26 protein-coding genes and 1 pseudogene are annotated in these 21450 nt (G+C 73.5%); 16 read left to right on the top strand and 11 right to left on the bottom strand.

Annotated features, from left to right (window positions below):
• Positions 1 to 13: 13 nt before the first annotated feature.
• Positions 14 to 1603 (bottom strand): DEAD/DEAH box helicase, encoded by a 1590-nt coding sequence (locus ABFX46_RS33310; protein ID WP_428831335.1) that lies wholly within the window; start codon positions 1601 to 1603, stop codon positions 14 to 16.
• Positions 1604 to 1798: 195 nt separating this feature from the next.
• Positions 1799 to 2002 (bottom strand): cold-shock protein, encoded by a 204-nt coding sequence (locus ABFX46_RS33305; protein ID WP_067460243.1) that lies wholly within the window; start codon positions 2000 to 2002, stop codon positions 1799 to 1801.
• Between the two features lie 266 nt (positions 2003 to 2268).
• Between ABFX46_RS33305 and ABFX46_RS33300 the strand changes: the two genes are divergently transcribed.
• The gene (locus tag ABFX46_RS33300) at positions 2269 to 2496 is read left to right on the top strand and encodes a hypothetical protein (protein WP_131944141.1); all 228 of its coding nucleotides are present in this window, start codon (positions 2269 to 2271) and stop codon (positions 2494 to 2496) included.
• A gap of 65 nt (positions 2497 to 2561) precedes the next feature.
• Here the strand turns inward: ABFX46_RS33300 and ABFX46_RS33295 are convergent, their stop codons facing one another.
• Positions 2562 to 2717: a hypothetical protein gene (locus tag ABFX46_RS33295; protein WP_346047898.1), complete on the bottom strand. Its 156-nt coding sequence runs from the start codon at positions 2715 to 2717 to the stop codon at positions 2562 to 2564.
• A 520-nt stretch (positions 2718 to 3237) separates the two neighbouring features.
• Between ABFX46_RS33295 and ABFX46_RS33290 the strand changes: the two genes are divergently transcribed.
• The 3 genes from ABFX46_RS33290 (at position 3238) to ABFX46_RS33280 (ending at position 6453) form a co-directional block, all read left to right on the top strand.
• Entirely contained in the window at positions 3238 to 3765 is a 528-nt protein-coding gene (locus tag ABFX46_RS33290; RefSeq protein ID WP_346047897.1) for a dihydrofolate reductase family protein, read from the top strand.
• Positions 3766 to 3928: 163 nt separating this feature from the next.
• On the top strand, positions 3929 to 5269 hold the full coding sequence (locus tag ABFX46_RS33285; protein WP_346047896.1) for a hypothetical protein: 1341 nt from the start codon (positions 3929 to 3931) through the stop codon (positions 5267 to 5269).
• Entirely contained in the window at positions 5266 to 6453 is a 1188-nt protein-coding gene (locus ABFX46_RS33280) for a hypothetical protein (RefSeq protein ID WP_346047895.1), read from the top strand. The genes ABFX46_RS33285 and ABFX46_RS33280 overlap by 4 nt, the downstream gene beginning before the upstream one ends.
• 475 nt (positions 6454 to 6928) lie before the next feature.
• On the opposite strand, the gene ABFX46_RS33275 is transcribed toward ABFX46_RS33280, so the two are convergent.
• A complete protein-coding gene (locus ABFX46_RS33275) occupies positions 6929 to 7465 on the bottom strand; it encodes a hypothetical protein (protein ID WP_346047894.1) in 537 nt (178 codons plus the stop codon).
• Positions 7466 to 7787: 322 nt separating this feature from the next.
• Between ABFX46_RS33275 and ABFX46_RS33270 the strand changes: the two genes are divergently transcribed.
• The 4 genes from ABFX46_RS33270 to ABFX46_RS33255 all read left to right on the top strand — a co-directional run bounded on the left by ABFX46_RS33270 (position 7788) and on the right by ABFX46_RS33255 (position 10662).
• Positions 7788 to 8780 (top strand): AraC family transcriptional regulator, encoded by a 993-nt coding sequence (locus ABFX46_RS33270; RefSeq protein ID WP_346047893.1) that lies wholly within the window; start codon positions 7788 to 7790, stop codon positions 8778 to 8780.
• Between the two features lie 105 nt (positions 8781 to 8885).
• Entirely contained in the window at positions 8886 to 9029 is a 144-nt protein-coding gene (locus ABFX46_RS33265; RefSeq protein WP_346047892.1) for a hypothetical protein, read from the top strand.
• Positions 9030 to 9941, top strand: a complete 912-nt coding sequence (locus ABFX46_RS33260) for an alpha/beta fold hydrolase (protein ID WP_346047891.1) — start codon at positions 9030 to 9032, stop codon at positions 9939 to 9941.
• 76 nt (positions 9942 to 10017) lie between these two features.
• Complete coding sequence (locus ABFX46_RS33255) at positions 10018 to 10662, top strand: dihydrofolate reductase family protein (RefSeq protein ID WP_346047890.1); 645 nt, start codon at positions 10018 to 10020, stop codon at positions 10660 to 10662.
• A 135-nt stretch (positions 10663 to 10797) separates the two neighbouring features.
• On the opposite strand, the gene ABFX46_RS33250 is transcribed toward ABFX46_RS33255, so the two are convergent.
• The 5 genes from ABFX46_RS33250 to ABFX46_RS33230 all read right to left on the bottom strand — a co-directional run bounded on the left by ABFX46_RS33250 (position 10798) and on the right by ABFX46_RS33230 (position 15544).
• Positions 10798 to 11454, bottom strand: coding sequence for a hypothetical protein (locus ABFX46_RS33250; RefSeq protein ID WP_346047889.1), 657 nt, complete (start codon positions 11452 to 11454; stop codon positions 10798 to 10800).
• Positions 11451 to 11801 (bottom strand): hypothetical protein, encoded by a 351-nt coding sequence (locus tag ABFX46_RS33245; protein WP_346047888.1) that lies wholly within the window; start codon positions 11799 to 11801, stop codon positions 11451 to 11453. Before ABFX46_RS33245 ends, ABFX46_RS33250 begins: the two co-directional genes overlap by 4 nt.
• Complete coding sequence (locus ABFX46_RS33240) at positions 11798 to 14308, bottom strand: tetratricopeptide repeat protein (RefSeq protein ID WP_346047887.1); 2511 nt, start codon at positions 14306 to 14308, stop codon at positions 11798 to 11800. Before ABFX46_RS33240 ends, ABFX46_RS33245 begins: the two co-directional genes overlap by 4 nt.
• Before the next feature lie 64 nt (positions 14309 to 14372).
• Positions 14373 to 15224 (bottom strand): SAM-dependent methyltransferase, encoded by an 852-nt coding sequence (locus ABFX46_RS33235; RefSeq protein WP_346047885.1) that lies wholly within the window; start codon positions 15222 to 15224, stop codon positions 14373 to 14375.
• Between the two features lie 191 nt (positions 15225 to 15415).
• Positions 15416 to 15544, bottom strand: coding sequence for a hypothetical protein (locus tag ABFX46_RS33230; protein WP_346047884.1), 129 nt, complete (start codon positions 15542 to 15544; stop codon positions 15416 to 15418).
• Positions 15545 to 15583: 39 nt separating this feature from the next.
• Between ABFX46_RS33230 and ABFX46_RS33225 the strand changes: the two genes are divergently transcribed.
• The 6 genes and pseudogenes from ABFX46_RS33225 (at position 15584) to ABFX46_RS33200 (ending at position 19539) form a co-directional block, all read left to right on the top strand.
• The gene (locus ABFX46_RS33225; protein ID WP_346047883.1) at positions 15584 to 16321 is read left to right on the top strand and encodes a cyclase family protein; all 738 of its coding nucleotides are present in this window, start codon (positions 15584 to 15586) and stop codon (positions 16319 to 16321) included.
• A 7-nt stretch (positions 16322 to 16328) separates the two neighbouring features.
• Positions 16329 to 16817: pseudogene (locus tag ABFX46_RS43615) on the top strand (FAD-dependent monooxygenase); the annotation flags it as partial.
• 197 nt (positions 16818 to 17014) lie between these two features.
• On the top strand, positions 17015 to 17293 hold the full coding sequence (locus tag ABFX46_RS33215) for an FAD-dependent monooxygenase (protein WP_346047881.1): 279 nt from the start codon (positions 17015 to 17017) through the stop codon (positions 17291 to 17293).
• A complete protein-coding gene (locus ABFX46_RS33210) occupies positions 17290 to 18102 on the top strand; it encodes an amidohydrolase family protein (protein WP_346047880.1) in 813 nt (270 codons plus the stop codon). The genes ABFX46_RS33215 and ABFX46_RS33210 overlap by 4 nt, the downstream gene beginning before the upstream one ends.
• A 1-nt stretch (position 18103) precedes the next feature.
• Entirely contained in the window at positions 18104 to 18973 is an 870-nt protein-coding gene (locus tag ABFX46_RS33205; RefSeq protein WP_346047879.1) for a VOC family protein, read from the top strand.
• Positions 18974 to 19155: 182 nt separating this feature from the next.
• A complete protein-coding gene (locus ABFX46_RS33200) occupies positions 19156 to 19539 on the top strand; it encodes a fumarylacetoacetate hydrolase family protein (RefSeq protein WP_346047878.1) in 384 nt (127 codons plus the stop codon).
• Between the two features lie 10 nt (positions 19540 to 19549).
• On the opposite strand, the gene fdxA is transcribed toward ABFX46_RS33200, so the two are convergent.
• Positions 19550 to 19906: a ferredoxin gene (fdxA, locus tag ABFX46_RS33195; protein ID WP_346047877.1), complete on the bottom strand. Its 357-nt coding sequence runs from the start codon at positions 19904 to 19906 to the stop codon at positions 19550 to 19552.
• Positions 19907 to 19997: 91 nt separating this feature from the next.
• Here fdxA and ABFX46_RS33190 point away from each other — a divergent pair, with 91 nt between their 5' ends.
• Positions 19998 to 20495 carry a DUF2249 domain-containing protein gene (locus ABFX46_RS33190; RefSeq protein ID WP_346047876.1) on the top strand — a complete coding sequence of 166 codons (498 nt, stop codon included), beginning with the start codon at positions 19998 to 20000 and terminating at the stop codon, positions 20493 to 20495.
• A 50-nt stretch (positions 20496 to 20545) separates the two neighbouring features.
• Here the strand turns inward: ABFX46_RS33190 and ABFX46_RS33185 are convergent, their stop codons facing one another.
• The gene (locus tag ABFX46_RS33185; protein ID WP_346047875.1) at positions 20546 to 20998 is read right to left on the bottom strand and encodes a hemerythrin domain-containing protein; all 453 of its coding nucleotides are present in this window, start codon (positions 20996 to 20998) and stop codon (positions 20546 to 20548) included.
• 84 nt (positions 20999 to 21082) lie between these two features.
• Between ABFX46_RS33185 and ABFX46_RS33180 the strand changes: the two genes are divergently transcribed.
• Positions 21083 to 21436 (top strand): metal-sulfur cluster assembly factor, encoded by a 354-nt coding sequence (locus tag ABFX46_RS33180; RefSeq protein WP_346047874.1) that lies wholly within the window; start codon positions 21083 to 21085, stop codon positions 21434 to 21436.
• Positions 21437 to 21450: the final 14 nt, after the last annotated feature.

Here is a 21450-nt window from a genome sequence, read left to right as displayed (position 1 = left end):
CGCGTGCGCGACGTCAGGTGTTCAGGGAGGAGCGGCGGCGGCGCGGGCCGCGTTCGCGGGACGTCCGCGGCGTGCCCGCCTGCCCCTCCGCGCTCTGAGACCTGCCGCCCTGGGCCCGCGCGGACTCGGACCCGCCGGACTGGGACCGCGCGGACTCGGACCGCACCGACCGGGTCTGCGCGGACCGGGTCTTGGCGGCCCGGGGCGCGTCCCCCTGCGGCTTCGCGGTCTGGGACCTGCCGCTCTGGGACTGCGCGGACTGGGACCGCGCGGAGCGGGTCTTCGCGGACCGGGTCTTGGCGGCCCGGGGCGCGTCCCCCCGCGGCTTCGCGGCCTGCGGCCTCCCGGCCTGGGCGGCGGCGGGCGCGGCGGGGGTACGGGCGCCGGTGATGCGGGTCAGTTCGGGGTCGCCGGGGCGGACCTGCGTGGTGTGCGGGGTGATGCCCGCCTTGTTCATCAGGTCCTTCATCTCGCGGCGCTGCTCGGGCAGGACGAGGGTGACCACGGTGCCCGTGCGTCCGGCGCGGGCGGTGCGGCCGCCGCGGTGGAGGTAGTCCTTGTGGTCGGCCGGCGGGTCGACGTTGACGACGAGGTCGAGGTCGTCGATGTGGATGCCGCGGGCGGCGACGTTGGTGGCGACGAGGACGGTGACGTCCTCGCTGTGGAAGCCGTTCAGCGCGCGGTTGCGCTGCGACTGCGTCTTGCCGCCGTGCAGGGCGGCGGCCCGCACGCCGCGGGCCGTCAGCTTGCGGACCAGGCGGTCGGCGACGTGCTTCTTGCCGACGAACATGATCACGCGGCCGGCGCGGGACGCGATGTGCGCGGTCGTCTCCTGCTTGTCGGTCTCGGTGACGTGCAGCAGGTGGTGCTCCATCGTGGCGACGGCACCGGCCGACGGGTCGACCGAGTGGGTGACCGGGTCGCTGAGGAAGCGGCGGACGAGCTGGTCGACGTTGCGGTCGAGCGTCGCGGAGAACAGCATCCGCTGGCCGCCGGGCGGGGTCTGCTCCAGCAGCCGGGTGACCTGCGGCAGGAATCCCATGTCGGTCATCTGGTCGGCCTCGTCCAGCACGGTGATCCGCACCTCGCCGAGCCGGCAGTCGCCGCGCTCGATCAAGTCGGCGAGCCGTCCGGGGGTGGCGATCAGGACGTCGGCACCGCTGCGGAGCGCGTTCGCCTGGCGGGAGAGCGACAGGCCGCCGACGACGGTGGCGAGCCGCAGCCGCACGGCGTCCGCGTACGGGGTGAGCGCCTCGGTGACCTGCTGGGCGAGTTCCCGCGTGGGGACGAGGACCAGGGCGAGCGGGGCGCGCGGCTCCGCCCGGCGGCCGGCGGTGCGCGACAGCACGGCCAGGCCGAAGGCGAGGGTCTTGCCGGAGCCGGTGCGTCCCCGGCCGAGGACGTCCCGTCCGGCGAGGGCGTTCGGCAGGCTCGCGGCCTGGATGGGGAACGGGGCCGTCACCCCCTGGCGGGCCAGCTCCGCGAGGAGCGGCGCCGGCATCCGCAGGTCGGAGAACGACTCGACCGCGGGGAGCGGCGGCGTGGACGGCCTCGGCGGGCCGGCCTCGGACCGCTTCGCGGTACCGGCGTCAGACCGCTTCACGGGGCGGCGACGGCGGTGTTCTCGTGCTGCGGGCGGGGCGGTGCGAGGCATGGGAGGCCTTCCTCGAAAGCGGTGCGTGTCGAGGAAAGTGCTCTCAAGACGAACCGGAATGAAGCCGGCGGCACGGACGCGGCCGGCGGGGGCGCGAACGCGCGGCGGGCGTGCCCGGAGGGCCGCCCACCGCGCTGCGTGCCACTAGGCGGGGACGATGTTCTCCGCCTGCAGGCCCTTCTGGCCCTGGGTGACGTCGAACGACACCTTCTGGCCCTCCTGGAGCTCACGGAAGCCCTGGGCCGCGATGTTGGAGTAGTGGGCGAAGACGTCGGCGCCGCCGCCGTCCTGCTCGATGAAGCCGAAGCCCTTTTCCGCGTTGAACCACTTCACGGTACCGGTGGCCATGGTCGTTCTCCTTCTGGTCGGTCCCGGACGCACACCGTGTGCGGCCGGGGCGCCGCGATGGCCCATCCGGAAATTCCAGAGCAACAAAAAATGCGCCTGCCGAAGTAGATCCGCAGGCGCATGCACATGTCTTGGGAACCGCAACTACGTCGACGCTACCACACGGTTCGGACGACGGCGCCGGAACCCGGGTTTTACTGTGATGAATTCCATATCACCTGCTGAACACGGTCCGCGAGGGCCCCCGGAGAGCGCATACTGCAAAGGTGAAGTCCACTGAACCCAGCAGACGGCGACACCTGCCCACCAGCCCGTTCAAGCCGCCGCCCGCCGCTCCGCCGGCCAAGATCTTCGCGCTCGACGAACGCGTGACGCACGACAAGTACGGCCTCGGCCGCATCGTGGAGGTCCACGAGGGCCGGTCCGTCCTGGTCGACTTCGGGACGCAGAAGGTCAAGATCCTCGCTCCTTTCGCCAAGCTCTTCAAGCTCTGACACCCGCCTGAGCCGCGGGCGGTTCCCGCCTTCCACATGGCCGGCAGGGCCGTGAGTGCTGCCCATCAGCAGCCCGGCCACTGGTCGCGCACGAGAGCGGGCAGGTCGTTCATGCCGCAGTAGTCCTGCCCTTCGTCCGGCGTGCGCCACTCGCCGCCCTCGAAGCAGATGACGAAGGTGAACGGGACGCCGGGCGATGGAGTTGCGCATCGCTCGGGCATGACGGGGCCTCCGCCACGACGGTCACGCGCGGTGTGTCGGTCAGTGTGAGCCGGATGCCGTTCCAAGCGCGCTCCAGCGTGGTCTTCAGCCGGCCGCCCAGGTCCCACTCCGCCCGGGCGCGGTGCCAGAGATCGAACGCCTTGGCCGCCTCATCGGCGCCTTCGCCGATGAACACGGCGGACATGACGTTGAGGGACGCCCGGTTCACTGTCGCCGCCGAACAGCAGATCGGCCCGTCCCCTCCAGGCTTCGGCGGGGGCGATGAGCGTGACCACCCTGCTGTCCATGGAGCGGAGCCTGGGTCTCATGGCCCGGGCCATCGCACAGAGCGGCGGGGCGCTGCCGCTTCCCCTCCCCGACCTTCATCGAGCCCTTCGTCTTCTCCGACCTCATCGCGGGCAACGACCCGGCGGTCGGCGCACTTCTGCGGCACGGCGCATCCGCGGGCGCTGAAGCCGAGACGATGAATTCCGGGGCCGGGCGTGGTCTCCTTGCCGGGAGACCCCGAGAGGAGAATCCGTGGCGAAGCTTCTGTACTCGGCGACGATGTCGCTCGACGGCTTCATCGCGGGGCCGGGCGGAGACATGTCCTGGCTCACCGAGCACCTGAGTGAACCGAACCCGACCGCCGATCGCCTGCTCGCGCAGATCGGCGCCCTTCTCGTCGGCAACCGCACGTTCGGCGGCGGCGACCCGAACAAGGGCACCGACAAGGAGGGCGCGTTCGGCGGCCAGTACGAGGGGCCGGTGATCGTCCTGACGCACCGGCCGCCGGCCGAGCCCGTGCGGGGCGTCACGTTCGCCGGCGACCTCGAGACGGCGGTCGCGGAGGCCGAGGCCGCCGCCGGAGACCGCTATGTCAACGTCTTGGGCGCGGACGTCGCCCGGCAGTGCATCGAAGCGAAGGTCCTGGACGAGGTGCTCGTCTTCATCGCCCCGGTGCTCCTCGGGGACGGGGTGCCGCTGTTCGACGCCCCCGGCGGCGAGCGGGTGCGGCTGGAGCCGCTCGCGGGCGAGTCCGCGCACTGGTACCGCGTCGCGTACTGACCCGGCGCCGCTGCTTCGCGGCGAGGCCGCGCGGCGCGAGTGAGGGTCGGCGCCGCGGTTCCCGGGAATTCGGCGTGGCCGAAACCGGACAAGGGGCCGTGGAACCGTTCCCTGCCCCGTGGGGTCCAAGCGCGTCAGCACTCGCCCCCGGCCTGGAGTTCGTATGCCCGCTCCCGATACCGATCCCGAATCCACCGGTCTCGCGCACCGGTTGCGGACAGACCGCAAGTGGCGGCGCGGGGCGGTGGCCGCGGCGCTCGCCCTCGTCCTCGGCGTCGCTGCCGTCGTCGTGGTCGTCGCGGCCGCCGCGCAGCGGTCCGGACCGGGCGGGATCTCCGACGGGCCGCTGACCGCCGCGCCCGCGACCACCGATCCCGTTCCGGCGGGCCGGATCGTGACGAAGGTGCCCGCCAACTGCGGCGTCTCGAAGGGCACGGCCGCCAGGCTCGCCCCCGGCTCCGACCCCGACGCCGAGAAGCGCGGCCTCTTCCGGAAGGGCGGCCCCGGCAGCTGCATGTGGTACTCGCTGGACGACGGCAAGACCACATGCGGCTTCTGCATCGGCGACTTCCGCAACGAGCGCGTGCTCAACGTCGACATCGCCCTCGCCGGAAACCGCCTCCAGTCGCCGATCAGCGACGCGCTGCGGCAGATGGACGAGACGACGGGCGTCACACGGAACTCCGTCCCGCCCGAGATCGTGGAGGGGCTGGGCGAGGAGGCCACCGCCCGCTACTCGGCGGAGACCGAGACCGAGGGCGCGATCGTCAAGTTCCGCGTCGGCAACGCCGTCGCGACGATCCGCTACCGGGGCTGGGACGCCCCGGGCGGCGAGCGCAGGACGATCCCGAAGAAGACCGCGCTGGACGGCGCCTTCGCGGCGGCGTCCGAGACGGCGAAGAGCCTGGGAACGGCGGCGCGGCCCGTGCTGAGCCGGGTGAAGCGTCCGGTCACGCCGCCGGTGCGGCACGTCCCGAAGCCCTGCGACGCCGTCCCGGCGGCCACGGTCGAGAAGGTGGCGCGCGGCGCGTACCGGAGGCGGGCCACCTCGTCCCTGTTCCCCGCCCTCAACTGGCCGGGGACGTCCACCGATGCCTGCGCTTGGAAGGCGCGGACGTCCCGGTACTCCGGCGAGGGGCGGTCGCGCACCCTCACGGTCGCGATCACCGCCGAGGAGGACCGCCTGCCGGGTGTCGGGGCCTTCACGGCGACGCGCCGGTACCTGGGCCTCTACGAGAACCTGCGGGCCGGCAACACCCCGGGATCGGACCGGTTCAGCGGGTTCAGGCCCCTGGCCGGGCCCGGCGACCGGGCGTTCGCGGTCACGCGGGGCGCGCGGACGTCGTCGAGCGGCGACGAGGGATTCGTGGTCTTCCAGAAACGCAACCTACTGGTCGAGGTGTCCTACCAGGGCGCCGATGAGGAGACGCCCTTGAGCGGGAGCCGGCTGGTCGACAGCGCCTACACGGTCGCCGTCGCGGTGGAGAGGTCGTTGCGGTCATGACGGGAACGCCGCGGTTCGCCGCATCGCCGAAGGGGACCGGCGGAGCCGTCCTGTTCGCCGCCGTCGTCGTCCTCGTGCTCAGCGTCGTCCTGGTGAAGGCGCTGCCGTCGCCCGGGAGCCTCGACCGGCTGCCCGACCCGCCGGCCGGGCCCGACCGGGTGCCGGCGGGGACGATCGTCGACGCGTATCCGGAGCGCTGCGGGATCTCCGCCGCCACTCTCGCCCGGCTGGTGCCCGGCGCGCGGACCGCGAGGGACGGCGGCCAGGGCACCTGCACGTGGTCGTCGCAGAAGGACGACCGGAAGTCCGAGCGGCACCTGTCGGTCGGCTTCACCCTGTTCCCCGGCAGCGCGCTGCGGCCGGGGATGCCGCAGACCGGCCGGGCGCCCGTCGCGGCGGCCATGAAGTCGCTGGGCCCGAAGTGGTCGAACGTGCCCGGCAGGGCCGTGACGGGCCTGGGCGACGAGGCGTTCATGCAGGTCTCGCCGGCCACCGGCGCGACGGTGGTGATGCGGGTGGGGAACGCGAACGTCTCCGTCCAGTACCGCTCGCTGTTCTGGCCGATCCCGGAGGCGACGGCGCGGGACGGCGCCTTCGCCGCCGCGTCCGAGGTCGCCGCCGCCCTGGGCGCGCGCACACCCGCGCGCCCCGCGGTCGCCCCGGCGCCGCAGCCGACCCCTGCCCGGAAGGTCCCCGACCTGTGCGCCGCCGTGTCCGAGCGGACCCGGCAGCGGCTGGTGGAGGGCGACTCGGTCACCGGCGAACCCGCGTCGCGCGGCGGCGCCCTCGCCATCAAGGACGCCAAGGTCGGCAACTGCTCGTGGACGTCGACGGACCGCGAACTCGCGGTCTCCGCGGCGGTCGTGCCGGGCTCGGGCCTGTTCGACGGCGCCCTGCTCGCCACCCGCGAGTACGTGATGCGGCACGACGACGCCCGCGCGGAGAAGACGCTCAGCGTCCATGACGAGAAGTACTTCCGCGCCGTGACCGGCTTGGGCGATCAGGCGTTCGCCATCCAGGTGCCCGAGGTCATCCCCGGCGAGGTCGTCTTCCGGGACGGGAACGTGCTGGTCCGGGTGACCTACGAGGCGGCGGACGAGCGCCACCCGCTCAGCAGGAAGCATGCCGTGCGGGGCGCGTACGCGGCAGCCCAGGAGGTGGCCCAGGCGCTCGCCGCACACTGACCGCTCGCCCGGTCCGGACGTCCCCCGCCCGACCTCTCACGGCACTGCCGCGTGGCGTCCGGTCCGTGCTACCTGCCACCCGCCATTGCCGCGCCTGACCGGCCCATGCCCGTGGCCAGTCCAAGCGCGTCCCTCACACTGGCTCGGACGCGGTGGAGGGGGCCGCCCCGTGGAGGGGCGGCACCCAGTCGTGCGGGACGGCGGACGCGCAGGCGGCACGGCGAGGCGGCGCAAGGCGGTGCGGGGTGGCGCCGGAGCACGAGGTTGCGCGCGTCGCGCGGGGCGGCGTGGGTGGCACAGCGCAGCATGGCGCGGTTGCAACTGCGGAGGGCACGCATCCTGCTAGGGGCGGCGCAGGGTTGGCGTGCGTGGCCAAGGTGGCACGAGATGGCATGGGACGGCGTGGGCGTGCGTAGTGAACCGGTTGGCCTGGCGGGGGTTACGGGCGCGGGGCAGTTGGAGGTTCTGGGACGGGTCAGGGGGTGTCGTGTTTTGCGAGGAGGTCGATCATCGCGGTCCTGATCGCCTCGACGGTGTGGCCGAGGGTGGGGTTGGGGCGGGTGACGGGTGCGTCCATGCAGACGAAATCGCCGGATGGCCAGTAGCCCCGGAGCTTTCCCCGCCTGCGGCGGCTCAACGAGTTGGGCATGACGGCTCGGGCGAGCGTGGCGCCGTCGCTCATCAGCACCAGCCAGTTCCAGGGGTTGTCGTCCTTGGAGGTGTTGAACAGCCAGCCCTCCCCCAAGACCTTCCGGGTCGGGTACCTGGACGTGTTGGCCCACCTGGGCCCCAGGTCTTTGTGGACGACCTTCATCTCGTGGACGGGGAGGAGGGGAACCGACCGCTTGCGAAGCGCGGCGGCGGACTCCTCCAGGAGGGGCGGCAGCTCGGCCGCCATCCGCTCTTCCTCCAGCCGCTCGCGGTCCTGTTCCGCGGCACGCGCACGGTTCTCTTCACGCGCCCGCTCGGCGTTGCGCCGTTTGAGCCGCTCAACGTCGTCCTCCAGACCCATGCGCGGATGCTACACGGGCTGGTCGTCCCGGCCTGGGCGGGCAGGCCAGGTCGAGGGTGCCGGTCTTGACCCGCGTCGCGAACGCCGGTCCCGGTGCTGCGACTGCTTTTCTGCCACTGCGCGGCCGCGACCGACGCGAAGGGGCCAACTTCCACGCAGGAGCCCCCAGAAGAGTCGCGCCAGCGGGTGACGTCAACGTCCCACATCTTCACAGCTCCTCGATAACTCTTCTGATGAGGCGCTCGGACTCTTCGGCCGACAATATCGCCGACCTGCAAGGGCCTTTTATGCTCGCCATCATGGCGAGTTTCGTGGGCCGGGCATGACGCAGGGCACCGTCTCGACGGCGTTGGTGCGGTTCGTCCTCGGTTCGCTGCGCGGGCTTGGCGCCGACTCCGACAGGCTGGCCGGGCAGGCCGGGCTACCGGTCTGGGCCCTCGGCGACGACAGGGCGCGGGTTCCGACGCTGCACCTGTCCCGGCTGTGGCGGCTCGCCTCGGTCGAACTGGACGACCCCCGCCTCGGCCTGCGCATGGCCCGCCAATGGAGCCACGGGCGCCTCCACCTGAACGACTACCTGTTCGAGACGGCGTCGACCCTTGGGGAGGGTCTCAGCACGGCCGTGCGCTACGGCTACATCGTCAGCGACAGCACCGGCGCCAACGACGTCGGCGTCCTGGACGAGGACGACCGGGTGACGTTCCGCTACCAGGTCCGGACGCCCTTCCCCGAAGTGGACGCCCTGGGAAGCGAATTCTCGCTGGGAGTCCTGCTCTACAGGGCCCGGCGGACGCTCGGCATCGCGGTGTCGCCGTCGCACGTCGGCTTCACCACCGGCGCACCGCGCAGCCGCCGGGATCGGTCCGAGGCGTTCGGGACCGATCGCGTCGACTTCGGCCAGGAGCAGACCACGATGACCTTCGCCCGGAGGGATCTGGCGCTGCCTCTGCCGGGGGCCGATCCCGGGCTCGCCGCCGTGCTGCGTGCCCATGCCGACTCGATCATCACCGCGCCCCCGCGCGCCGTCCGGTGGCGTGAGCTGCTCCGGCGGTCCGTGGCGGTCCGCCTTCAGGACCGGGACGTGTCGGTGGCGGCGGTGGCGCGCGAGCTGGCGATGAGCCCCCGGTCCCTGCAGCGCCGCCTGGAGGAGGAGGGCACCAACTGGCGGGCGGAGGTCGACGCCGTGCGCCGGGAGGAGGCCGTCCGGATGCTGCGCGAAGGGATCTCCCGATCGGCCATGGCGGCGCGGCTGGGCTATTCGGACACTCGTGCCCTGCGCCGCGCCTTCACCCGCTGGAACCTCCGGGGCGCCTGACATCTGGCGTGCGCCGTCCCCTGGTCGGCGTGTGCGGTCCTCCCCTGCGGACACGTCCCGGGACGAGGCTTTCCTGTGCATCCCAGCAGCCGGAGGAGCAGGAAGATGGCATACCAGTGGCCGATCGACCCCCAAGACCTGTTCGAAGAGCGCTCACCCCAGATGGTCGGCCTCGGCCTTCCCGGGCCGGACGTCGACGCCGTGCGCGGCGCCATCACCGACATGTGGCCGGACGCGCCGGGCGGCTGAGTGCACGAATGGTCCGTCCTCGCCGAGCGCTACGCCGCGCAGGGGCGGCACGACCTGGCCTACCTCGCATATGGATGGGCCAAGTTCCCCGCGCTGTCAGACGGCGCCAAGCGGAGGGCGCTGGCCGCGCAGATCCGGGAGTACGAACTGGCGTCCCCGGCCTTCCCGGTCTCCTTCGAGCGCCGCGTCCTGGACGTCCCCTACCGGGGCGGCACCACACGGGTCCCCGTCCACCTCCTGGGCGACTCCGGACGTCCCGTACTGATCGCCAGTGGCGGCGTGGACTCCTGGAAGATGGACATCCACCCGCTCCTCGTGCAGTTGGTGCTCAACGGCGGTGTCCGGGTCCTGGCCTTCGACCACGCCGGCACCGGCGAGTCCGCCGTCCCGATGACGGCCGCCGGCGGCATCGAGATCGTCCAGGGCCTGATCGCCGCCGCACGGGCCCTGGGCGACGGCGGGGTCGGCCACTTCGGCTTTTCCATGGGCGGCTACTTCGCGGCCCACTCGGGCCTGGCGGGCCTGGTCGACGGCGCCGTGGTCCTCGGCGGGCCGGTTCAGGACTCCTTCACCGAGGACAACATCGACGGGCTGCTGTTCGGCATGGCCGACATCGTCGGCAACGCCCTCGGCATGGACCACCGGCCCACGGTCGACGAGATCTCCCAGGAGATGAGCGACTTTCCCCTGACCGCACTCCTGGACCAGGACATCAACGCCCCCATGCTGGTGATCAACGGCGCCGACGACGTCCACCTTCCCGCCGCCGACACCCTCGTCTTCACCGGCCGCCGCGACACCACGGTCGACCTGGTCCCCGGCACCGGCCACGTGGCCGCCTCCAAACTGCCCCAGGTCATCCCGGTCATCACCGCCTGGCTGGCGCAGCACTTCGGAACGGGACCTTTGTGACCGGTCGAGCGATGAGTCTCCGGGCGCCGGGCAGTCCATCCCCTGACGGAGACAACCGACTCACCGGGAGTAGATCATGGGCCTCATCCACATCGAGATGTTCGCGACCCTCGACATGGTCGCGCAGGCGCCCGGCGGCCCCGACGAGGACCCGGTGGGGTTCCCGTTCGGCGGCTGGCAGGCGCCCCTGATCGACGAGGTCGCCGGTGCGCAGATCGGCGCGGCGTACGAGGGGACCGACGCGCTGCTGCTCGGCCGCCGCACGTACGACATCTTCGCCGCCTACTGGCCGCACCAGGAGGGCGGCCAGGACGACGACATCGCCACGCTCTTCAACAGCGTCCCCAAGTACGTGGCCTCGCGCGGCAGGCCCGACCTCTCGTGGGCCGGGTCCACCCAGCTCGGCCCTGACCTGGGCGACGCGATCCGCGAGATCCGCGACCGGCACGAGCACATCAAGGTCGTCGGCAGCCTGAACCTGGTGCAGACCCTCCTGCGCGAGAGGCTCTTCGACCGCCTCGACCTGTGGGTGCACCCGATCGTCCTCGGCGTCGGGAAGAAGGTGTTCGACGGCGGCGCGGTCCCGGCGAACGTCACGCTCCTCGAACCGCCGGCCGCCAGCCCGAAGGGGACGGTGTACCTCCGCTACGGACTCGCCGAGGGCACGCCCGGCACGGGAGACATGAGCGCACCCGACCGCGGTACCGAGCGCGACGGCTGAACCATCCCCTACGGGTCGCCCAGGGCGGCTCACCGAAGCCCGCCGTCGCGAAGCCCGCGGTCGCTGAGATCGCGATGCCCGCGCCGATGCGGTACCAGCGAGGTGAGCCCCCCATGAGCGACGACGTCCTGCCGCTCACGGGCAGGTGGTGGGGACGCGCATGTTCTCTATCCGGGCAAAGGGAATCGTGGTGGGACGGGACGTCCCCGGCTGCTTCACGACGGCCGCCTGAGCGTCGGCGGAGGACAGTTCGCCGCAGACGGTCTTCGTGCCGGACGCGCCCGGCGGGCGGTATTCGATGCTGATCAGCGACTTCGCCGGGTTCGCGGGCGCCCACCACCAGGTGAGCATCCCGGCCACCAGCAGGCTCAGGGCCGGGACGAGGAGCCGGCGGGCGTGCGTGAGCTGGACGGCGGCGCGCTGCGCCTGGGCCACGCGGAACGCGGTGACGGTGCCGTGGCGGGCGCGGATGTCGGCCAGCCGCACGAGGCCGGGCTCGCCGGCGGCGGCCTGCAGGGCGCGCCACAGCGCGGCGATGGCCAGCACCAGGCCGAGACCGAGCAGGACCGTCAGCGCGAGGCGCCAGCGGACCGGCAGGTCGGCGGCCTTCTCCGGCCCCTTCAGCAGGAGCGCGGTCGTGACGAGGGTGACCAGGGCGGCCATGCCGGTGCGCCAGCGCTCGGCGCTCTCCCTGACGTTCCGCACGGACTCGGCGGTCAGCGCCGCGAACTCGTCGGCGTCGCGCATCGCGGCCGGGTCGGGGCCGCGGGCGGGCTTCGGCGGCGTCGTCATGGCGTCCGGACGGCCGCCGGGACCCGGTAGGCGACGCCGCAGCCCTTGCCGTTCTCGGGACGGTCGGGGTGCTCCCGGCCGCAGTCGCACCGCAGGTCGATCTCCTTGAACGCGGACTCGACCTCGTCGGCGCCGAGCGTGCCCCGCTCGGTGACGGCCGTGTGGACCTGGTCGTCGGTGAAGTCGTGCTCGCACCGCGGGCAGGGGCCCGTGATGACGCTGACCTCGACACCGTCGACGACCTTCACCTCCGCCTTGATGCGGCCGGCGAGGAGGAGGTCGTACGCCTTCTCGGTCCAGGTGTAGTCGTACGCGTCGTCGGCGCTCCAGGGCATGGGCGCGGTCATCGGGCGTCCCCCTCGGTGTAGGCGCCCAGGCACACCAGCGGAGCCCAGTGGTAGAGGGCCTGGGCGCGCAGGGCCGGGTGCTTGAACAGGTTCTCGGACGCGTCCCGCACCGCTTCGGGCAGGGGCAGGCGGTCGAGGCGGTGCAGGATCCGGTTGACGAGCATGGTCGCCTCGGCGGTGTCGGCCAGCTCGTCCAGGCAGGACAGCACCTCGTGGCTGCCGCGCAGCAGCGCCACCAGGCCGAACGAGACGGGGTCGGCGGGGATGTCGCCGGGCGGGGCGCCGCCCCAGCAGCACACCAGGGCGAGCCGCCGGGGCGGGCGGGCCGCCAGCATGTCGGCGAGCGGCAGCACCTCCCCGGGCGCGAGCTCCAGGTAGACGGCGCCGCCGTCGTGGCGGCCGTGCGCGACGACGGCGAGCAGGTCGGGGCCGCCCTCCAGCAGCGCCGTCCGGACGTCGGACGGGCCGGACGCCGACCGCCAGGCCGCCGCGGCCGCGAGCTGGTGAGCGGAGAGGTCCGGGTTCCGCCAGGACATCCGCTCGCCCGTGGCCACCGCTCCCCCGGCCGTCCGGCGGACGAGGGCGCGGTGCACGGTCAGCGACGGGCAGAGCCTGAGCCGGGCGTGCCCGGCCAGGACGCGCCCGGACGGCAGCCGGACGGCGGGCCACGGCAGCCGCCACAGCGCGCCGATCGGCAGGACGACGAGGTCGGCGGGTTCGGTGACGTCGAGCGCCTCGGCCAGGCCGGGTGGCAGGACGTCCCTCCAGGAGGGGCCGCGCACGGACGGGCCGAGGCGTTCGGCCACGGTCGGGGCGGCGGCGCGGTCGATCAGCGACCGCAGATGCGCGGTCGCGGGGGCCCGGCCGCAGCTGGTGGCCCCGGACGGGTCGCGCCACAGCCAGGCCAGTTCCGGCTCCGGCGTGCCGGTCAGGCCGTACCCGCAGAACAGGACGTGGCAGCCGGGCGGCACCGCGCCGAGCAGGTCGCTCGCCTCGGCGGGGTCGGCGGGCAGGTACAGGGCGGCGGCCGCGTCGTCGGCCGCCGCCGCGGCCTGATCGGTGAGGCCCTCGCGCAGGGCGGTGGCGTCCAGCAGCCGCTTCACGCGCTCCCGCCGGGACGTGCCGTCCGCCTGCGGCAGGCTGCCGAGGAGGCGCTGGTCGGCGCGGGCCAGCATGTGGGCGGCGAGCCCGTCGTCCGGGGCCCGGGCGTCCTCTTCCACCATCCCGGCCAGGCGCCGTCCGGCGAGGCATTCCAGCAGGTAGACGGCGGCGTCCAGGTCGGCGAGGTCGACCGCGCAGCGCAGCGCCGCCCCGTACATCCCGGTGAACCGGCTCCGGTACTCCACCTGGACGTCGTGGCGGTCGCCGCCCGCCCGCAGCCGCTCCAGCTCCTGGACCGACCGGACGCGTTCGGCCAGCTCCGCCGCCGGCCCGGCGTTGGCCCCGCGGCTCAGCGCGAGCCCGTCGAAGGCGCGGACGGTGCCGACGACGTCCTCCATGCCGCGGTACCCGTCCAGGGCCTCGCGGTAGAGGGCCTCGGCCTCCGTCCACGCGCCCTGCTCCCTGGCCGTCCGGGCGAGGCCCTCCAGCGCGTTGAGCCGGCCGCGCCGGTACCCGTGCCGCGCGGCCTCCCGCTCGGCCCGCCGGTACGCCTCCTCCGCCTCGCCGTACCGGGCGCGGGCGGCCGCGACATCGCCGAGCTGCTCCAGGACGTTGACCCGTCCGATGACGGTTCCCGCCGCCTCGAAGCCGACCTCGGCCTCGCGCAGCATGTCGGCGGCGTCCCGCAGGCGCCCTTCGCTCTTGAACACCGAGGCGAGCCGCTCGTGGACGTTGCCGAGGCCGATGGGCGAGCCGAGCCGCGCGAAGGCGCGCCGGGCCGCCCACATGTGCCGCCGCGCGGCGGGCAGGTCCCGCTGCCGCATCCGCGTCTCGCCGAGGCCGAGCAGCGCGTTGGCCCGGTAGGTCCGGTCGTCCAGCTCCGCCGCGAGCCGGGCCGCCTCCTCGAAGTGCGCGCCGGCCTCCACCAGCGCGGCCTTCACCATCAGCGCGTAGCCGCACGAGACGAGGGCGCGGACCAGGCCGGGGCGGTAGCCGTCCGCGCGGGCGATGGCGATCGCCTCGCCGAACAGGTCGAGGCACCTGTCGTCGTCCAGCTGCCTGGCGGCGTCGCCCAGGCCGAACAGCGCGTGGACGGTGACGACCCTCAGCCGCGCGGAGTACTCCAGGCCGGCCAGGTCGCGGAACGGCCCGGCGGCCTCGTTCGGGGAGCGGCCGAGAGCGACGTCGCCCTCGTGCTCCAGCCGGATGATCTCCTCCCACCGCACCTCGTCGAGCGGCTCGCCGAGGGCCGCGGGCGGGACGGCCGACGCGTCGCGCAGATGCAGGTACCTCGAACGGAGCTCGACCCGCCCGGGGACCGGGAGGCCGTCGAGCGCGCGGTGGACGTCCGCGCGCTCCGCCGCCCCCGTCCAGGCCCGGTAGAGGATCTTCGACACGTGGTCCATGCGCCCATCCTGGCCGCCGCGCACCGGCGGCAGGGGGTGGAACCGGCAGGTGTGCCGGACCCGGTCAGGCGGGTTTGACGGCGACGCCGCCGAAGGCGCCGGCCTGGGCCTGGGTGAGGGCGGCGTCGTGGGGGTTGCCGTCGGGGCGCCAGTCGGTGACCGGGACGACGCCCGGGTCGAGGAGATCCCACCCGGCGAAGAACCCGGTGACGCGGTCGCGGCCGCGCGGGGTCAGGTTCACCCCGCCGGCCCGGTAGGTGGCGACGACGCGTGCGGCCTCCTCCGGGTCGTCGACGAGGTCGGTGGTGGAGTGGGAGAAGATCATGACGCTGCCGGGGGGCAGGGCGGCCTTGTAGCGCTCCAGGATGCCGCCCGGCTCGTCCTCGTCCGGGACGAAGTGCAGGAGGGCCACGGTCAGCAGCGCGACGGGCCGAGTGAAGTCGATCAGCTCGCGCGTCTCCGGCGCACCGAGGATCTTCTCGTGGTCGCAGAAATCGGCGTCCAGGTAGGCGGTGCGGCCCTCGGCCGTCCCGGCGAGGAGGGCGCGGGCGTGCGTCAGGACGATCGGGTCGTTGTCGACATAGACGACGCGGGAGTCGGGGGCGACGCCCTGGGCGACCTCGTGGGTGTTGTCGGACGCCGGGATGCCGGTGCCGATGTCGAGGTACTGCCGGATGCCCATACCGGCCGCGAGCCGGACCGCGCGGCCGAGGAAGCGGCGGTTCGCGCGGGCGCCGGTCGCCACGTCCGGGAAGATCTCCAGGACCTGCTCGGCGGCGGCGCGGTCGGCGGCGTAGTTGTCCTTGCCGCCGAGGTAGTAGTCGTACATGCGGGCCGAGTGCGGGACGTCGGTCCGCAGGTCGAGGGACGGTGCGCGGTCGCCCGGCCACTCGGATCGTGGATCGTTCTCCGCCACCGCAACCCCACCCGATTCATATGTTGTCCGACATAACCGATCTTCACCGACATGCTATCCCGGCTCCCCCCGCCCCGCCGGGATCGCCGAGCCGTGGGAACGACGAGGGGAAGGAGTAACGTCGTGGCGGGGGCGGTCGCCGTCGTCTTCGGCGCCGCCGCGATGGGCCCGGCGGTCATGCGCAGGAACGCCTAGACCGCGCGCGTCCGATCGGGTCCGGGGAGACCGGCGGCGACGCGGGCGGCGGTCTCGCGGAGCCAGATGTGGGCCGCGTCGCGGGTGTGGACGGGGTGCCACCACAGCGCCTCCTGGACGGGCACCGCCTCGAACGGGCAACGGTGCGTGGCGGAGGACGCCTGATGCCCGACCGCACCGACCCCGAGGGCGCCATCACCGAGGCCGCCGCCGCGTACTCCAACTGGGGGCGCTGGGGCGAGGACGACGTCATCGCCATGCCGCTCCAGTGGTCCACCCAGTGGGACGGCCTCGGCCACATCTTCGACCACGCGAAGGCGTGGAACGGGCGTCCGGCGGAGAAGGTCGTCACGTCCGAGGGCGACCTCGTCACCGGCATCGAGCATCTCGCGCCGCACGTCGCCGGGCGCGGCGTCCTGCTGGACGTCGGCCGCGTCATCGGGGACGGCGGCGAACTGCCCGACGGGTTCGCCATCACCGAGGAGCACTTGCAGGCCGCCATCGACGCGCACGGTGTCGCGGTGGGGCGCGGCGACATCGTCTGCGTCCGGACAGGGCAGTTCTCGCGCGCGCGCCGCGACGGCTGGGGCGACTACGCGGGCGGCCCCGCACCCGGCCTGTCGTTCACCACGGCCGGATGGCTCCACCGGACGGAGATCGCGGCCATCGCCACCGACACGTGGGGCTTCGAGGTGCGCCCGAACGAGTTCGACGCGGCGTTCCAGCCGCTGCACCAGGTCGTCATCCCCCACCTCGGCCTGCTCGTCGGCGAGATGTGGGACCTGGACGTCCTCGCGGGCGACTGCGCCGGCGACGGCGTCCACGAGTTCTGGCTCACCGCCGCGCCGCTGCCCGTCACCGGCGCGGTCGGCTCCCCCGTCAACCCCATCGCGGTGAAGTGAGGTCGGCATGCCATCGGTAGGCAGGGTTCTCATCGTGGGCGGCGGCACGGCCGGGTCGGCGCTCGCCGTCCTGCTGGCGCGGGGCGGGGTCGAGGTCGACGTCGCGGAGGCGGCGCCGGGGCCGGTCGCGCTCGGGTCCGGGATCACGCTGCAGGGCAACGCGCTGCGCGTCCTGCGCGACCTCTGGGTCTGGGACCGGGTCGAGGCAGCCGGGTTCGGGGTCGACGTGCTCGGGCTGCGGGCGCCGGACGGCGCGCTGATCGCCGAGATCCCCGACGCCCGGACGGGCGGCCCCGATCTGCCGGCGACGCTCGGGATGAACCGCCCCGAGCTGGCCGCGATCCTGGCGGACGCGGTGCGGGACGCGGGCGCGCGGGTCCGGTACGGGCTCACCGCGGACGCGCTCGCGGACGGCGGCTCCTCGGTCACCGCGCACCTGTCCGACGGGACGTCCGCCGAGTACGACCTGGTCGTGGGCGCCGACGGCATCCGCTCCGCCGTGCGCGGCCTGATCGGCATCGAGGACGTGCCGAAGCCGACCGGGATGGGCATCTGGCGCGTCCACACCCAGCGGCCGAGGGATACGGCGGGGCGTGGGAGGAGATCCGCGCCGACATCACCGACCCCGGCCGGATCAACTACACGTGGTTCGAGTCGCTGCTCGTCGACCGTCCCGGGAACCGGGGGCGCGTCGTGCTCGTCGGCGACGCGGCGCACGCCTGCCCGCCCACGCTCGCGCAGGGCGCGGCGCAGTGCCTGGAGGACGCGTCCGTCCTCGCCGAGCTGCTGCTGGCCGCCGGCGCCGTCGACCAGGCGCTGTTCGACGCGTTCATGGACCGGCGGTTCGCGCGGGCGAAGGCGGTCGTCGAGGCGTCGGTGCAGCTCGGCGAGTGGCAGCTGGACCCGTCCCCCGGCGCGGACGTCCCCGGCCTCATGGGGCGGATCGCGGCGATGGCCGCGGAGCGGCCGTGAAGACCAACATGGACGCCGCCGGCGTGGACGTGCAGATCGTCAGCCCCTCCCCGTCCCAGTACCACTACTGGGCCGGGCCCGGCCTGGCCCGGACGGTGTTCCGGCTCGCGAACGAGGGCGTCGCCGGGCACATCGCGCGGGCGCCCGAGCGGCTGTACGGGCTCGGGCTCGTCCCGCTCCAGCACCCCGGCCTGGCCGTCGAGGCGCTCGACCACGCGCTCGGCCTCGGGCTGCGCGGCGTGGAGGTCTCCTCGCACGCGCCGGGGCTCGAACTGTCGGACGCCGCGCTGGAGCCGTTCTGGGCGCGGGCCGAGGAGTCCGGCGCCGTGGTGTTCCTGCACCCGTTCGGCTGCACGCTGGACGAGCGGCTCGACCGCTTCTACCTGTCCAACATCGTCGGGCAGCCGGCGGAGAACGCGGCCGCGCTGTCGCACCTCGTCTTCTCCGGCGTCCTGGACCGCCATCCGGGGCTGCGCGTCCTGGCGGCGCACGGCGGCGGCTACCTGCCCACCTGCCTGGGGCGGTCCGACCACGGGTGGCGCATGCGTCCCGAGGCGCGCGGCTGCGCCGAGCCGCCGAGCACCTACCTGCGGCGGCTCTGGTTCGACTCGCTCGTCTACGAGCCGGCCGCGCTGCGCGCGCTGATCGGCGCGGTCGGCGCGTCCCGGGTCGTCCTGGGGTCGGACCACCCGTTCGACATGGGCGTCCCCGACCCCCTCGCCCGGCTGCGCGCCGCCCTCCCGCCCGGCCCGGACCTGGACGCCGTGCGCGGCGGGAACGCCGCCGCCCTCTTCGACATCGAGGAGTGACATGCCCGACCGGCTCATCACCCATCTGCGGCACGTGGACCTCGCCGTCCCCGACTACGCGAGGCAGCGCGAGTTCTACGCCGGCGTGTGGGGCCTCACGGAGGTCGCCGGCGACACCGGCATCTCGTTCCCGGCCGCCGAGGGGTCGCCGGAGCAGTACATCGTCCGGCTCCGGAAGGCCGGGGAGAAGCGCCTCGGCCTCGTCTCGTTCGGCGCCGCCTCCGCCGCCGACGTGGACGCGCTCGCCGAACGCCTCGGGGCGGCGGGCGTCCGCCTGGTCGGCGAGCCCGGGGGGCTGGCCACGCCCGGCGGCGGGTACGGGTTCCGGTTCTTCGACATCGACGGGCGGACGGTCGAGGTGTCGTCCGACGTCGCCGTCCGCCCGCACCGGAGGCTGGAGGAGCGCGAGGCGGTGCCGGTGCGGCTGTCGCACGTCGTGCTGAACTCCCCCGGCCTCGGCGCGACCCGCGCCTGGTACGAGCGGCACCTGGGCTTCGCGCTGTCGGACACGCCGGCGTCCCCGCACATGGGCGAGGTCATGCACTTCATGCGCTGCAACCCGCAGCACCACAGCATGGCGATCGCGGTGGGGCCGCACACGTCGCTGCACCACATCTCCTTCGAGATGCGCGGCCTGGACGAGTACATGTACGGGACGGGGCGGCTGCTGCGCGCCGGCGTCCGCATGATCTGGGGGCCGGGGCGCCACAAGGCGGGGACAACACCTTCTCCTACTTCCTCGACCCGCACGGCAACACCGTCGAGTACACGACCGAACTGGAGCTTCTGGACGAGGACGCCTGGCACCCGCACCTGTACGACTTCTCCGACCTCGACGTCACCGACCAGTGGGGCACCGCCAACCCGATGAACGAACTCATCGCGAAGGAGTCGTTCAACGACCCCGACCGCGGCGTCTTCGTCGCGCCCCCGGTGTGACCGTGAGACTCGCCGCATACCTGCACGGCGGGACGCGCCGGAGCGGGCTGGTCGACGGCGACCGCCTGCTGCCGTTCCCCGCCGGGACCGGTCTCCTCGACGTCGCCGTGTCCGGTGCCCCGCCGCCCACCCGGGAGGCGGTGGCGCTGCGAGGACGGGTTCCTGCGCCTCGCGCTGACCGCCGAGGTCAACGGCGAGGTCGTCGGGCGCGACCTGCTCTCCAACATGGGCCGGCCGTTCGAGGACCTCGCCGCCTACGCCTCGCGCGGCGCCGCGCTGCGGTCCGGCGACGTCCTCGGGTCCGGGACGTGCGGGAACGGCGGCTGCCTCGCCGAACTCTGGGGGCGCGGAGACGGCCGGGAGCCGCCGCCGCTGAAGCCCGGCGACACCGTCACCCTCACGGTCGAGGGCATCGGGACGGTCTCCAACACGGTCGTTCCCGGCCGTCCGCCCGTCCCGCTGCCGCGCGCCCGCACGCGGCCGCGCGAGCGCCCGTGACGCACGGGGGTCAGGGGCGGCCCGCCTCTTCGCGCTTCGGCTGGGACGCGACCAGGGGCGTGTCGACGCCGATCGCGCCCAGCTTCGTGGCGCCGCCGGGCGTGTCGAGCGGCGCGTCGCGGCCGGGCAGCGTCTCGCTGAAGAACCGCGCGTTGTCCTCGCGGTAGGGCTCCAGGGCGGCGGGCAGGTCGTCCTCGTAGTAGATCGCCTCGACCGGGCAGACCGGCTCGCAGGCGCCGCAGTCGACGCACTCGTCCGGGTGGATGTAGAGCGAGCGCTCGCCCTCGTAGATGCAGTCGACGGGGCATTCGTCCACGCAGGCGCGGTCCATCACATCGATGCACGGCTCACCGATCACGTAGGTCACGGCTGGTCTCCTCGGCGACGTTGATAGCGGAACCTATTTTGCACTACTGTCCTTGTATAAACAATTCAGGGTTGGACAAACCCGGAGGGAGGTGGGTCCGACGACCACGGCCGACCGCCCCGCCGCGGCCCCGGAGCCGGTGGCGGCGCTCACCCGGCTGCTCTCGCGCGCGGTCCGCGCGCTCGGGCAGGCGGGGCGTCCCGACCAGGCCAGCCGGCTCGCCGCCGACGCCTGGTCGGCGCTGCGCCGCGAGCATCCCGCCGAGGCCGAGCGCATCAACGGCGTCATGCACTACCTGGCCCGCCTGCCCGAGGGCGAACGACACGACACCGCGAAGGAGACCGCCATGACCGCCGAGGACCGTCCGCTCGACGTCCGCTCCGAGGCCCCCGCGCGCCGCCACACGCTCATCTTCGAGACGTGGACGGGCCTCGGCGCCGGGGAGGGCTTCGTGCTCATCAACGACCACGACCCGAAGCCGCTGTACTACCAGTTCGCCGCCGAGCACGACGGCGAGTTCACCTGGGACTACCTGGAGGAGGGGCCGGAGACCTGGCGGGTCCGCATCGGCCGCACCGCCGCCGCCTGAGCAGCGGAAAGAGGGGCCCGGTCATTGCGACCGGGCCCCTTCGCCGTGCCTCACACGCCGGCGCCCTGGCAGACCCAGCCCTCGGGGGTGCGGCCGGAGGCGAGGAACCCGCGCAGGCGGTCGGCCGCCTCGGGCGTCAGCACCGCGTCGGCCTGCGGGTAGAGGATCGGCTCCTCCTTGGAGTTGTGCCGCTCCAGGACGGCGAGCAGCTCGCGCGCGGCGGCCTGCCCGGCCTCGCCGCCGAGCGCGCCCTCCAGCCGGTCCATCGCATGCCAGATCTCGCCGTGCTCGCGCAGCATGACGAACACCGGGGCCATCAGGCCGCCCTCCCGCAGCGGCGGGAACAGGAACTCCTCTTCGAGGTAGATGTGGCGGCGCAGCGCGTCCAGTGCGCGCTTGAGCGGCCCGGTCTCCTGCCCGCCGCTCGCCGTGAACGCCTCGATCCCCTCGTCGATCTCGCGGTGCTCGCGCTCCAGCGCCGCCGCCAGCGTCTCGCTCGCCATGTGGCCTCTCCCTCACTCCTCGGCTCTCCCTTGTTTTTATACAACAGGCTCTGTAAAAACTAGGTGTGGAGAGGACGTGATGACATGAGCGAGCCCGCGACCACGGGACGGCCGATGACGGCATGGCTCGCCGGCACCCCCGACGAGCAGTTGCTCCGGGAGATGCTGCGCGAGGTCCTGGACCCCGAGCTCGGGGTCAACATCATCGACCTCGGCCTCGTCTACGGCGTCGGCGTGGCCGACGGCGTGGCGCGCATCCGGATGACTATGACCACCCCGGCCTGCCCGCTCAACGACTACTTCGAGGACACGATCCGCACCACGCTGTGGGGCGCGCCCGGCGTCGACGACGTCGAGACCGAGTTCGTGTGGGACCCGGTCTGGGAGCCCGGCATGATGTCCGACGCCGCCAAGGAAATGCTCGGCTGGCGCGGCTGACGATCCGGTCCGCA

The organism is Actinomadura chokoriensis (assembly GCF_039529475.1).
Lineage (GTDB): Bacteria > Actinomycetota > Actinomycetes > Streptosporangiales > Streptosporangiaceae > Spirillospora > Spirillospora bangladeshensis.
Note: the sequence above shows the minus strand (reverse complement) of the source record. Positions and strands in the feature narration are given on the sequence as shown.